Below are 12,490 nucleotides of genomic sequence, written 5' to 3'. Positions count from 1 at the left end.
CATGACCACGCAGTGGAACAGCCTGCGCAACACCGGCCGGATCCGCAGCCGCGCCATCAACGCCGAGAACCCGACCGGCGCGGTCGGCGCGGCCGGATCCGCCGCGTCGAACCTGGGTCCCGGACGCAAGGGCAGCGCCTGGTACGATCTGAGCGCGGGCGAGACGCTCACCCTCGCCGACATCGAGGGTGAGGGCGTCATCCGGCACATCTGGATCACGATCACCGACAAGACCGAGGCCGGCCCGTTCGTGCTGCGCGACGTCGTGCTGCGCATGTACTGGGACGGATCCGAGCACCCGCAGGTCGATGTGCCGCTCGGCGACTTCTTCTGCAACGGCTTCGGCCAGCGCGCCCTGGTCACCTCCGAGCCGATCGTGGTCGCGCCGACCAGCGGGATGAACTCCTATTTCCCGATGCCGTTCCGCACCGGGGCGCGCATCGAGATCGTCAACGAGCACGCCGGCGACATCGGCGGGGTGTTCTTCCAGATCGACTACACCCTCGGCGATGACTTCGGGGTCTGGCCGGGGTACTTCCACGCGCAGTGGCGGCGCAGCAACGGCACCACGGCGATCGGTGAGGACCACGTGATCGTCGACGGCATCCAGGGCACGGGCACGTACGTCGGCACCTACGTCGCCCTCGCGTCGCTGCAGCGGTTCTGGTGGGGCGAGGGCGAGGTAAAGTTCTTCGTCGACGGGGACACCGATCTGCCGACCCTGTGCAGCACCGGACTGGAAGATTATGCCGGCGGCGCCTGGGGCTTCCAGAACGGACTGCACCCGGATCCCGAGCCGTTCCCGATCACGTTCTCCGCGCCGTACTGCGGCTACCCGTTCGCGAGCGCGAAGGACGAGACGAAGGCGTCGGACTTCTGGACGCCGATGCTGCCGATGCACGCGATGTATCGCTGGCACCTGCCGGATCCGATCTTCTTCCAGACCGACCTGAAGGTCACGCTGCAGCAGATCGGCACCTGGTCGCACGGCCTGTTCGAGCGCGTGGACGACATCTCGACCACCGCGTACTGGTACCAGTCCGAGATCGCCGCGGAGTTCCCGCCGCTGCCGTCGGTGGTGGAGCGCACGCCGCGGTAGTGGAACGTGCCATGGGCGCGCTGAGCTTCAGCACCTCCGGACGTCGGAGCTCAGCGTGCCCGATCTGTCGATCTAACGGGACAGCGGGAACGCCGCGAATGACTCGCCGTCCACGGTCACTTCGGTGCATTCGGTCGTCCGCGGCGCGCCGAACAATCCGCCCTCCGAGCAGATCTCGAGAATCGGACCATCCAGGATCACCCGGACGGCCCCAGCGACCGGAACCTCTCCGATCGTCGCATCCGCGATGACCGAGACTGCCTGGCCCTGACGCCGCAGCCGTACAAACACCCGGCCTCTAGACGAGATCGTCAACTCACCAGCACCCTGCCAGTCCACGTCAACGGCTGCAGAATCGACCTTGCCGTCCAGCGCACGCGCTCCCCGATGCCTGGCCACATCGGCATGTGGTTCCAGGACTACTCGATCATTCGCGATGCCTACCCGATAGGGGATGCTGTGTGCCCCTGCCCAGCCTTCGGACGGGTCGGCGATGCCGCGCAGCCAGAACAGCAGGCACGGCGCATCGTCCGCATCGAAGAAGAGCGACGGCGCGTAGTGGCAGTCTCCGTACGCCAGACGCCCCCACTGCGCGGCATCGAACCGGGCGTCGGCGTATCTGCCGACCGCGTACGCCGGATAATACGCGACGTCGTCCGCCCAGGCCGACCACAGCAACGCCGCGCGCTCGCCCTGCACGAACAGCTGCGGGCACTCCCAGAGCGCTCCCACCCAGAGTGGCTCGCGCTCACGGGCATGACGCGCCAGGGCAATGCCGTCATAGGTCCACGCGGTGAGGTCCGCGGACCTGTAAGTGAGCGCGGCGGCGGTGCCATCGTTGAGCGCCGCGCCGACAAACATTCGCCAGCCGCCGTTCTCACGACGCACGAACGGGTCGCGGAACGCGATCACCCCGGCTACAGCCCCTACGGCGGATTCGGCCTCGCAGCCAACAACCTCCGCGCCAGAGACCCAGCCCGCTAATCGATCCCAGCGATGGCATGCCCCAGTACATCCACCGCGCGCCGTCAGCCGCGGCGCGGTCGCGAGCAGCGGCGAACGCGTGGCGATCCCCCACTCCAGAACGGCTACGGACGAGGGGAAACACAAAAGCGTAGAACAATGCAAACCAATGCATCTCCAGCCGCGAAAGAAACGTCCGCACGACAAAGTCAAACAGTTCAAGAAATGCGCAACAAGAAACGAGATGCCGCGTTGAGCCACGGGGATTACCAGCCCACTCGCCACCCAACGGGCCCCGCCGCTTGCGTTCCAGAAACCCAGTCCAGAGCTAGAAAAAGGTCTAAAACAACTCTAGGTTTATAGCGACAATCGGGATACAATAGAGGTATCGGAAGCATCATACGGAAAGGTAGAAGATCATGGTCAACGTTTACACGAAGCCCGGTTGTGTTCAGTGCAACGCAACGTACCGCGCACTGGACGCCAAGGGCATTGAGTACGAGGTTCATGATGTCACCGAGGATGCCGCAGCCCTCGAGCTGGTGAAGTACCTCGGATACCTGCAGGCGCCCGTCGTCGTGACGGACGCCGACCACTGGTCCGGGTTCCGGCCCGACAAGATCGACGAGCTCGCCGCGGAGCGTGGAGCGTGAGCGTCGACATGACCGTGCAGCCCATGCCCTGGGCGCAGGCCCACCGGACCCCCCGCATGGCCAGCGCGAAAGCCAAGACATCAGTTGAAGGTGAGGCCCTCGAACAGCAGCAGCAGGCGCGGGCTGCCGAAGAAGCCCGACACGAGCACTGCGGAGCCTTCCACCACGGATCCTGCGCCACCGACGCCTTCCTCCGCTCCGTGATTGCACGCCTGCAGGCCGAGCTCGCCTTCATGACCTCCGACCGCGACCACTGGTACGCGCAGGCCAACCACAACGACATCCAGCTGCAGACCTTCGCCCGCCGCCGCGCCGCCCTCCCCGCCGAACTCCGCAGGCAGGAAACTCAAGCACTGCACACCACGACCACGGTCCACGCGGCCTGACGGACAGGAGCGCATCATGGTCTCGCACAACCACCTCTCAACGGACGACAACACCTCCAGCCTCACGGCCGAAGAACAGGCCGAACTGGAGCAGCTGGAGTACGAGGCGGCAATGTACGACAGCGCAGCCAGCGCGGCCGACCCAGAGCTTGCCGCGAGTCTCGAAGCGAAAGCAGCGAAAGCCTGGGAGCGCATCGCCGAGATCTACCAGGCTCACGGAATCGACAACAGCGGCGACCCGGAGGCGGCCCCCAAGACTAACGACCCAACGATCCTCACCATCGCCCAGGCCGACCAACTCGTCGACGACGTCGCCCAGCTGCTCCCTTTCCCGACGACCCTCGACGCCGACATGGGAGGCACCTGGGCCAACCAGATCTACTTCGGCGACCAGATCGACGAATCCACCGGCTGCCCCATCCACCGCGCCGGGATCGACCCCGACGAAGAGGACCCCGTCTGGTGGCTCGACTTCGACCGCGGCGCACGACAGATCATCTCCGACCTCGGCCCCTACACCAGCGTCACCGACGTAGCCGACTGGATCATCGCGAACACCACCGGCGGCGAGTCATGAGCGCGTGGCCGAGCCAGCACCCGGGGCCTACACCGCTCCTCGACCTCGAAGCAGCCGATGGCACGATCTGTCGCCTTGTGGGCGGCAACGACTGAGACGAAGACCGTGGCGCAACTGGAGTCCGGAGACCGCATCTTTCGCACGCCGCCGATCGCAGCAGGTGCCCGCCGCGTCTACACCGTGGACCACACCGCTCGCCTGCCTTACCGGGTTGTCCGCGTGTACTGCGGCCGCGCCGGACTTCAAAGCTTCGATGCGGCTGGTACACACCAGTTTGAACTCGCCGGCGAGCCCCGCTTGGTCGCAGGTCGCACGGGCGGGGCTGAGCGGTAAGCCCGGCCCGACTCACCAGGCCACGAGTGGAAGCGTTGGTGGAACTCGCAGGCCGTGGTGCCGACGCGCTCGCGAGTGACTGGATCGACAACTATGACATCGACATCGAGGCCGCGGACGAGCAGATCCGTGCTGACGTCGCCCAGTCGACCGACGTAACGCTGGCTGAGGCGTTGACCGCGGCCTGAACGTTGCGGGAAGCGCAGGAGGCCCGCACGATCCTCTTCCGGCGCTACGTCGCCGACCGCATGAATTTGAACGACGAAGGAGCCCTCTGATGGCTGGCGAGACTGTGATCACCGTGGTGGGGAACCTCACCGCCGACCCCGAGCTGCGCTACACGCAGAACGGGCTGCCGGTGGCGAACTTCACCATCGCCTCGACGCCGCGCACCTTCGACCGCCAGGCGAACGAGTGGAAGGACGGCGACGCGCTGTTCCTCCGTGCGTCCGTGTGGCGCGAGTTCGCCGAGCACGTGGCGGGATCCCTGACGAAGGGCATGCGGGTCATCGCGACCGGCCGCCTGCGTCAGCGCTCCTACCAGGACCGCGAGGGCCAGAATCGCACGGCGATCGAGCTGGAGGTCGACGAGATCGGCCCCTCGCTCCGCTACGCGACCGCACAGCTCACCCGTGCCGCCTCCAACGGCGGCGACACCGCGTCCGCGACAGGCCCACGGCGCAGTGGGCGGCCACGACCCCGGGCGGGAAGGCAGACAGCAACGAGGCGTGGTCGACTCCCGATGCCGCCTGGTCGCCGGGAGGGGACGACACCCCGTTCTGAACCCGCGCCGACGACCACGGCGGCGGCCCCGTGCAGTGATGCGCGGGGGCGCCGCATTCGGCCTACCGTTGTATGACGTTGTCGACGATGAGAGGGCCCCAGACGTGCCAGGTTCTGATGAAGCTGCAGATGAGCGCAGCGCACCCGAGGTTCTCCTCGGCGCCTCACCGGTGAGGATCGCGATCCTCCGCTTGGTGCTTGCGCACGGCGAGGTCACAGCCCTCGATCTCGTCCACGCCCTCAACATCACTCGCACCGGCGTCGGCAAAAACCTTGATGCGCTCACCCGCGCCGGGTTCCTCATCGAGCGGCGGGCAACCCATCCACGCGGAAGTGGCGGCGTCATCTACTGGCGGGCCGACCGTGAGCGGATCCAGACGGCCCTCTGGGAACTGCAAGCCACCCTATTCGGCTACAGCCAATCGAACAGCCGAGGCTGACGCGGCGCATTGCCGCTGAGGACCGCGGAGATCGCGTCGCGGTCCCATCCCATCGTCAAGGCCACCTGGCGCAGTTCGCGGGAGCGGATCGCAAGCTGCTTTCGCGACACCCCACGACGCAGAACGCCGCGCCTGCCAGTCCGGCCCTTCTGCGCGCGATCGCGCATGTTCAGCCTGTCGTCGCCCTTGAACAGGTGCGAGTCCTCCCCGATCGAGACATGCACACAGATCGGCACGTCGCAGTCATGCAGCAGATCGACCTTGGGCGTGAGGGTACACCCTGTGAGGTGCTCGTACAGCAGCCGCTGCGGACGTACCATCCGCTCACGTCCGTCTCGGCGGATCGAGAAGCGGCCGTAGCCGTCGTCACCGATGGCGCCGACCCACAGCCAGCAGTCATCCGGTCGAGGTCCTTTGCGAACCTTCTGGAAGAAGCGTTCGAGCTCGCTGGTGTCCATCAGTAGTTCCTCGTGCACCACGCCGGCGGGCACAGCTCGACGCCGAAGATCTTCATGAACGCCTCCGGGTTCACATACCCTCGGGCCTCCGGATACGTCGGCAGCTGCGCCACATCCGGGTTCTTGTTGTTGGTCGTGTCGATCCTCAGGTCAAGATGGCACCCCGTCGCCGGCGCCTCGTCGCCGACCTTCGAGATCTCCTGCCCGCGCTGCACTTCGTCACCCACGTTCACCGAGCGATCCGACTTGTGCGAATGCAGATACTCGACGACGAATCCGTCCGGAGACTCGATCGACAAGTACAGGCGATCGGAACGGACGACCTTGCCGGGAAGGATCGAGTAGATCGGGTCTCCACAATGCCCGACGAGGTCGACCGCTGGATGCCAGCTCGACGCGCCCTCTGTCGGCGCCGTGCGCGGCCCGAAGCCGTCGCTCATGATGAAAGGCTGCTTCAGCGGGTACGCGGCCGCACCCGTCGTGCACGAGGTCGCCGCCCCGGTGGCGCCATACTTCCGGCTCAGCTCGTCCGTAAGCTTCACCGCATCGCCCCAGTACTTCGTGTAGTGGTTCGGATCCTTGTTGATCTGCACAGCGTTGGCGGCGTGCGAGGGATCCATCTGCTCCCAGCCGCTCACATCGACCAGCCGCTTGAAGAACAGCGTCGCCGACTTCTCCGGGTCCATCCGGTCCGCGGTGCTCCCCCACCACTCCTGCTGCTGGAACAAGCCGATGCTCGACGTAGGAGTCCCATCGGGGTTTCGCACGCCCGACGTCTCCCAGTCGCCGTAATCGATGCTCACCAGCGTCGACTCCCCGATCGCCGTCATCACCCCGATCTGCTCGGCGCGCATCGGCAAGTTCATCGCGGTGGCGGCGTTCATGATGTGGCCGGCGTTGATCATCTGATCGGCATCCCACGGGCCGCTCGTCGCGTCCGCCGGGATCGCCTGCACGTTCACGGCGCCACCTGAGCCGCACGCGGCGGCGCTGCCCGACCCGACAACCACCACCAGGGCGAAGAGCAGAACGAAGAACCCTGCAACCGCGCCAGCCGCCACCTTCATCGGAATGTCCTCTCCGCTGCTCTACTGCAGAGCGGGAGCCGGCACGTCGGCCGGCTCCGAACCTTCATGTTCGGCTGCCGCGGCACTCGGCGTCCCTTCGCTGAGCGGGCCGCCGGCGTCGATCGCCCGACGCACGTCCGCCAGTGTGCAGCCGAGACGCTGCGCGATCTCCTGCCGAGACACGTTGAGCTGCAGCAGACCACGAATCGCTGCATCGGCGTCCTCGCGGGCGATCGCGGCGGCGAGCTCCGCCCGCTCGGTCGCCGCCGCGATCGCCCGGTCCCGCTGCGTGTAGATCTTGTCGACGGCATCCATGGAATCGAAGTAGCGTCCCTGAACCTCCTCACGCTGCCTCTCCAGTTCGTAGAAGTGCGAGCTCGCCGCACGAGCCCGCGCCCTTGCGCTGATCTGCTTCGTCGTGTTCACCATCACCACTCCTCACTCACAAACTCACGTACAACCAGTATGCACCTAGCGAGCAATACGACTAGCGGCCACCGCTAGAGCGCGAGACATTGCCAACCCGCCGAGCGACCCAGCACCGGCCGCGGGGGAAGGATCCCCCGCACCCCCTCGACCAAACCCGCGGGCCTATCGGTTACCGACCCAAGCGGAGGGCAGAAGGACCCTCTGGGTGGTTCGACGTCGAACCACCAATTCGGGGTACCCCCTGAGCAATCGTGCTTCGTCGACCTGCACGCAGGTCTCCGAAACCGCTCGCTGACACGAGACTTCGTCGTGTCATGTCCGTTCTTCCATCCTTCGTCGCTTGAACAGCGACGTTTTCCAGCTCACTCCGTATCGCTCGAAAACCAGGACAGAAGAACGACGCACCTCTGGCATTTGTAATGAACGAGGTATAGTGCCGATATGAACCCGTCGAGCAAACAGCGAGCGAGTCAGCCATGCTGAGCGTGCACGCGGCGCGACAGCAGCAGCCCGCGACCACCTGTTCCTCACCCGAGTACGGGCGCTCGATCGGCTACTGGATGGGCAACGGCACGGCCGATCTCGGCGTCGAGGGGTTCGTCACCGACGTCGATCTCTCGGCGTACCTGTCCACCCTTCACGACGTCACGCAGTCCGCGATCGCCGCGTTCGACGTGGTCTGCGCAACGCCATTGAGCGTCAACGCCATCTGTACCCTGACCGATGACGAGCAGCTCGAGCAGACCCTTGAGAGCGCTGCCGGATCCGCCGCCCAGCACGTCCTCGGCTACCTCCAGGAGAACGCCGCAGCGACCCTCCGTGGACCCGGCGGAGTGCGCCAGATCGGACTACGCAACGGGCTCATCGGGGTGCGATTCCAGCATGGGCAGGCGCACAACGGCGCCCCCGACCTGCACGATCACATCGTGATCCTGAACCTCTCCCTCGGCGTCGACGGCCGCTGGGGGCCCCTTGATGAGGAGCTGCTGACCGGCAACGTCGAGGCCGCAAGCGAGCACCACACCAGGCGGCTCATCGCAGCCATCGAGGACCGCACCAGGCTACGATTCCAGCACCGACAGGACCGGGTCGACCGGGTCGCGCGGTGGGAGCTCGCCCTTGTCAGCAGGCACATCCTGGAACCCTTCCGCGACCTGCGCTCGGTCCGCGACCAGGCGGTCACAACATGATGACGACCAACGTCATGTCCGCCGGCGACGGGTACCGCTACTACACGGAATCCGTCGCCACAGCGGACGTCCAACGGCGTCCGGGCACAGCTGTCACCGACTACTACACCGTCGACGGGAACCCTCCCGGGATCTGGATCGGCCGGGGTGCCGAACTCCTCGGCATGCGCGGAGAAGTCACCGAAGCGCAGATGCGCGCCCTCTACGGAGAAGGCCTGCACCCCGACGCGGATGCCATCACCGCACAGATGGGAACCGCCGGCGCCCGCCCCGAAGACATCGAGAAGGCTATCAAGCTCGGCCGCAGCTACTACACCTACGACGTCAAAGACACCACGCTGCGCAAGGCCATCGACAAGGCCAAAGCCGAGTTCGAACGCATCCACGGGCACCGTCCCGACCGTGACGAGCACCGCCAGATCCGGATGCGCGAAGGCGCGATCGTGTTCCGCGACGTCCACGGGCGCAAGCCGCTGGACGACGAGGAACTGGCCAAATATGTCACCAACGCCCTCAAGCCCGCACAGCACGCCATGGCCGGCATCGACCACACCTTCTCAGTGCCGAAGAGCGTCTCCCTCGGCTGGGCGCTCGGCGACAAGAAGACCGCACGCGACATCGAAACAGCCCACGAACGCGCCATCGAACGCACCCTGAAACGTCTGGAAGACGAGGTCCTCGCCACCCGAGCCGGCATCAACGGGGTTCGCCAGATCGACGTCGAAGGCGGCGTCATCGCCACCCGATTCCGCCACCATGAATCCCGCGCCGGCGACCCTCACCTGCACGACCACGTCGTCATCTCCGCCAAAGTCCAAGGCGCCGACGCCAAGTGGCGATCACTGGACTCCCGCGCCCTGCTCCGCAACACCGTGTACCTCAGCGAGAGCTACAACAAGAACCTCTTCGACGAACTCGACCAACTCGGATACCACTCCACGCTCCGCACCGTCACCGAAGGCAAGCCCCCCGTCCTCGAGCTCGACAACGTCGACCCTCGTCTCGGAGACCTCTTCTCCAAGCGCAGCAAGGGCATCATCCCCGCCACCGATGAACTCGTGAAGGAGTACATCCAAGAACACGGACGCACCCCCGATCACATCGCCCGCCGAAAGATCAGCGAACAGGCCTGGCAGCAAACCCGGCAGAAGAAAGAGACCGCCCGCGCCGTCAGTCAGCTCCGCGCCGACGTCGACCAGGAAGCCCGCGCCCGCGGGCTCGGAAGCCTCGTCGACCAGATCCGTGCCCCACAGGGGCCCTCCAATCTGCACGTTCTCACCAACCCGCTGCGCAAGCCAATCGATGCGCACACCGCCGCCGCCGAGATCATGGCGAACGTCGAAGTCTCCCGTTCCACCTGGGGCGAGAACCACGTCAAAGCCGAGATCGAACGCTACCTCTCCCAGCACCGATACCGGCGGTTCACCATCACCGAAGGCCCCCGGCAGACGCTTGTCGACCCGCAGCAGCTCGAACACTTCCTGCTGCGCACCACCCTGCAGCTCGACTCCATCCGCGTCACCCCCGAGCACATCCATGGGCGCTTCCAGCCCCTCACCCGAGCCAGCGACAACGACTCCGTCTACACGTCCAAAGGACGCACCCTCTACACCTCGACCCGCGTCCTCGAAGCCGAAGCGCGCCTCCTCAACGCGGCCCGCACCCCGGCGGAGCAGCCCGCCCCGGTTGCCGCCGAAACCTTCGCGATCGCCCTCGCCGCGCAGCCCAACAAGGACACCGCCCAAGTCCGGCTCGCCCGCGAACTCGTCACCAACCGAACTCGCATCGTCGTCGGCGTCGGACCCGCCGGCGCCGGGAAAACCAGCCGCTCCCTCCGCCTCGCCGCCCACGCCCTCCGCCTGGAAGGGCAGCGAATGGTGGGGCTCGCCCCCTCCAAGCACGCCGCGAAAGTGTTCCAGGACGAAGTGCACGTGCCCGCCTTCACCATCGACGGTTTTCTGCAGGCACACCGCAACGCCGCCGCCAAAGGCCGCCCCGTCAGCGACCGCTACCACGTCAATCCCGGCGACGTCGTCGTCGTCGACGAAGCCGCCATGGCCTCCACCGGCCACCTCGACCAGGTCACCACGATCGTCACCGAAGCCGGCGGATTCGTCCGCCTCGTCGGGGATCACGCACAGATCACCGCCGTCGGCGCCGGCGGCGCCTTCCGGCTCCTCCGCCAAGAAGTCGGTGCCGTCGAGCTCGAGACCGTCTACCGGTTCAGCGACAAGCACGAACGTGACGCCTCCCTCGTGCTCCGCGAATCCGCCCCCAGCATCGACCCCTTCGCCTGGTACAAAGACCACCAGCGCATCATCGCCGGCAGCAAAGAACGCATCGCCGAGATCCTCTTCAACGACTACATCGCCGACCTCACCGCCGGACGCGAAGCCATCATGGGAGCGCCCACCCGCGCGTACGTCGACGAGCTCAACGGGCGCGCCCAAGCCCTCGCCGTCGCCGACGGTCGAGTCCGCCCCGGCCCCGGAGCCGACCTCAACGACGGGCACCAAGCGCACATCGGCGACCGCATCATGACCCGACTCAATCGGCGCGATCTCACCATGAACCAAGGCCGCGACCGTGTCGACAACGGCGACATCTACGTCGTCCACACCGTCCACTCGGACGGGGCCCTCACCGCCGTCCACACGCGCCACGGCGGTACCATCGCCCTCCCCGCCGACTACGTCCGCACGCACACGCACCTCGGATACGCGTTCACCGCCCACCAGGAGCAGGGCTACACCGTCGGCGGCAACAATTCCCTCGGCCAGTTCGTCGAAGGTGTCTCCCGCGGCATCGTCACCGCGCAGACTCGCCGTTCCAGCGCCTACGTGCTCGCCACCAGAGGTGTCACCAACAACGTCCTCTACGTCGAGACCGAACCCGGTCAGCACCCCGACGAGGTCCTCGCGCAAGTCGCCCGAAACGTCGACACCAACCTCTCCGCCCACGAAACCGTCGACATCGAGAACGCGCAAGCGCTGAACCTCGCGCGCCTCGTCGACGAGCACGCCGACATCGCCGGCCTTGCCAACGAAGCCCGATTCGCGGCACTCGCCTCCCGCGTCCTCCAAGACCGAGCGGAGTCCCTCATTGCCTCGGACGGGTGGGGCGCCGCATCGGCGGGCCTTGCCCGAGCCGAGAAGTACGGGCTGGATCCCGGCGAAATGCTCACTGAGACCTGGGCAGAACGCGACTTCGGTGACGCCGAAGACATCGGCGCCGTCATGTCGTGGCGCATCGAGAAGCGCCTCGAAGACCTCAACGACCACGGCAAACTGCCGCGGCTGCCCGAGCTCGGCGCCGACACCGGACGATACGAGTGGGCGGTCGACCGTGACGCGCAGCAGCACCCGGACGTCCCCGACACGTGGCGCGACCACCTCCGTGAACGCGCCGAGTACATCGACCAGCGGATGACGCAACGCGGCGTCGAGCTCACCGTCGAACGCCCCGCCTGGACCGACCAGCTCGGCCCCGTCCCTGCAACCAACCAGCACCTGAAACGGTGGACGCGTCTCGCCGCCGAAATCGACCTATTCCGCGCCAAGTACAACGTCCCCGCGGACGATCCCGCAGCGATCCCGGAGCGCCTGCGCAACGGAGAAGTCGGACAGGCCCTCGCCGCACGTGCCACCGCCCTGCACAAGTCCACTGCGCTGCGCATCGCCCGCGGAAACGACCGCACCGTCGACCTCCCCACCCAGCTACGAAAGGCCGAAGACCTCGCCCGCCTCCTCGACCAGAAGCGGCCGCGCTCCGACGCCGAGCGCGCCGCGGCCGCCCTCGACCCCGCACACCGGGACCACCTCACGAAAAAGCTTGACCAGCTGCGCCAGCGTGCCGCCGCGGCGGCCGCCGACAGCACTTCCGCCGCTACCGACCATGCCGCCGCCGCAGAAGCCACCCGCCGTGCCGCAGAAGAAGCCGCACGCCGTCGCGAGAAGACACCCGAGCCGTCCCCCGTCCCGAACCTCCCCGCACCTGCCCGACAGAACCGCGGCCCGAGCCAATGACCGAGGCCCGGCGTACACTCACACCCAACGGAAGGAACACGCCATGACGTTCACCAGCAGCGCAACGCGCATCCCACCGTCGTGCTC

At 66.7% G+C, this 12,490-nt stretch carries 13 protein-coding genes; 9 read left to right on the top strand and 4 right to left on the bottom strand.

Annotation, left to right across the window (positions count from 1 at the left end; translation table 11 throughout):
• Position 1: 1 nt before the first annotated feature.
• The gene (locus tag WFJ01_RS16600; RefSeq protein ID WP_336629710.1) at positions 2 to 1,099 is read left to right on the top strand and encodes a glycoside hydrolase family 172 protein; all 1,098 of its coding nucleotides are present in this window, start codon (positions 2 to 4) and stop codon (positions 1,097 to 1,099) included.
• A 72-nt stretch (positions 1,100 to 1,171) separates the two neighbouring features.
• Here the strand turns inward: WFJ01_RS16600 and WFJ01_RS16595 are convergent, their stop codons facing one another.
• Positions 1,172 to 2,011 carry a glycoside hydrolase family 32 protein gene (locus WFJ01_RS16595; RefSeq protein WP_336629709.1) on the bottom strand — a complete coding sequence of 280 codons (840 nt, stop codon included), beginning with the start codon at positions 2,009 to 2,011 and terminating at the stop codon, positions 1,172 to 1,174.
• Positions 2,012 to 2,478: 467 nt separating this feature from the next.
• On the opposite strand from WFJ01_RS16595, the gene nrdH reads away from it, so the two are divergent.
• The 6 genes from nrdH to WFJ01_RS16565 all read left to right on the top strand — a co-directional run bounded on the left by nrdH (position 2,479) and on the right by WFJ01_RS16565 (position 5,234).
• Positions 2,479 to 2,715, top strand: coding sequence for a glutaredoxin-like protein NrdH (nrdH, locus tag WFJ01_RS16590; protein WP_336629784.1), 237 nt, complete (start codon positions 2,479 to 2,481; stop codon positions 2,713 to 2,715).
• On the top strand, positions 2,712 to 3,101 hold the full coding sequence (locus tag WFJ01_RS16585) for a hypothetical protein (protein WP_336629708.1): 390 nt from the start codon (positions 2,712 to 2,714) through the stop codon (positions 3,099 to 3,101). Before nrdH ends, WFJ01_RS16585 begins: the two co-directional genes overlap by 4 nt.
• Before the next feature lie 16 nt (positions 3,102 to 3,117).
• Positions 3,118 to 3,678 (top strand): hypothetical protein, encoded by a 561-nt coding sequence (locus tag WFJ01_RS16580; RefSeq protein ID WP_336629707.1) that lies wholly within the window; start codon positions 3,118 to 3,120, stop codon positions 3,676 to 3,678.
• A gap of 371 nt (positions 3,679 to 4,049) precedes the next feature.
• Entirely contained in the window at positions 4,050 to 4,199 is a 150-nt protein-coding gene (locus WFJ01_RS16575) for a hypothetical protein (RefSeq protein WP_336629706.1), read from the top strand.
• Positions 4,200 to 4,288: 89 nt separating this feature from the next.
• Positions 4,289 to 4,870 carry a single-stranded DNA-binding protein gene (locus tag WFJ01_RS16570; protein ID WP_336629705.1) on the top strand — a complete coding sequence of 194 codons (582 nt, stop codon included), beginning with the start codon at positions 4,289 to 4,291 and terminating at the stop codon, positions 4,868 to 4,870.
• Positions 4,871 to 4,964: 94 nt separating this feature from the next.
• Positions 4,965 to 5,234: an ArsR/SmtB family transcription factor gene (locus tag WFJ01_RS16565; protein WP_336629704.1), complete on the top strand. Its 270-nt coding sequence runs from the start codon at positions 4,965 to 4,967 to the stop codon at positions 5,232 to 5,234.
• On the opposite strand, the gene WFJ01_RS16560 is transcribed toward WFJ01_RS16565, so the two are convergent.
• Genes WFJ01_RS16560 through WFJ01_RS16550 form a run of 3 tightly spaced genes read right to left on the bottom strand, consistent with a single transcriptional unit; the run spans position 5,207 to position 7,188 of the window.
• Complete coding sequence (locus tag WFJ01_RS16560) at positions 5,207 to 5,692, bottom strand: hypothetical protein (RefSeq protein ID WP_336629703.1); 486 nt, start codon at positions 5,690 to 5,692, stop codon at positions 5,207 to 5,209. The two genes, WFJ01_RS16565 and WFJ01_RS16560, sit on opposite strands and share 28 nt — an antisense overlap.
• Positions 5,692 to 6,759 carry a M23 family metallopeptidase gene (locus WFJ01_RS16555; protein WP_336629702.1) on the bottom strand — a complete coding sequence of 356 codons (1,068 nt, stop codon included), beginning with the start codon at positions 6,757 to 6,759 and terminating at the stop codon, positions 5,692 to 5,694. The genes WFJ01_RS16560 and WFJ01_RS16555 overlap by 1 nt, the downstream gene beginning before the upstream one ends.
• Before the next feature lie 21 nt (positions 6,760 to 6,780).
• Positions 6,781 to 7,188, bottom strand: coding sequence for a hypothetical protein (locus WFJ01_RS16550; RefSeq protein ID WP_336629701.1), 408 nt, complete (start codon positions 7,186 to 7,188; stop codon positions 6,781 to 6,783).
• Between the two features lie 476 nt (positions 7,189 to 7,664).
• On the opposite strand from WFJ01_RS16550, the gene WFJ01_RS16545 reads away from it, so the two are divergent.
• Together WFJ01_RS16545 and mobF are read left to right on the top strand one after the other, a co-directional pair.
• Entirely contained in the window at positions 7,665 to 8,378 is a 714-nt protein-coding gene (locus WFJ01_RS16545) for a relaxase domain-containing protein (RefSeq protein ID WP_336629700.1), read from the top strand.
• The gene (gene mobF / locus WFJ01_RS16540) at positions 8,375 to 12,403 is read left to right on the top strand and encodes a MobF family relaxase (RefSeq protein WP_336629699.1); all 4,029 of its coding nucleotides are present in this window, start codon (positions 8,375 to 8,377) and stop codon (positions 12,401 to 12,403) included. The genes WFJ01_RS16545 and mobF overlap by 4 nt, the downstream gene beginning before the upstream one ends.
• Positions 12,404 to 12,490 lie beyond the last annotated feature (87 nt).

Origin of the sequence: Microbacterium sp. MMO-35, assembly GCF_037147555.1 — a bacterium.
Taxonomy (GTDB): Bacteria; Actinomycetota; Actinomycetes; order Actinomycetales; family Microbacteriaceae; genus Microbacterium.
Note: the sequence above shows the minus strand (reverse complement) of the source record. Positions and strands in the feature narration are given on the sequence as shown.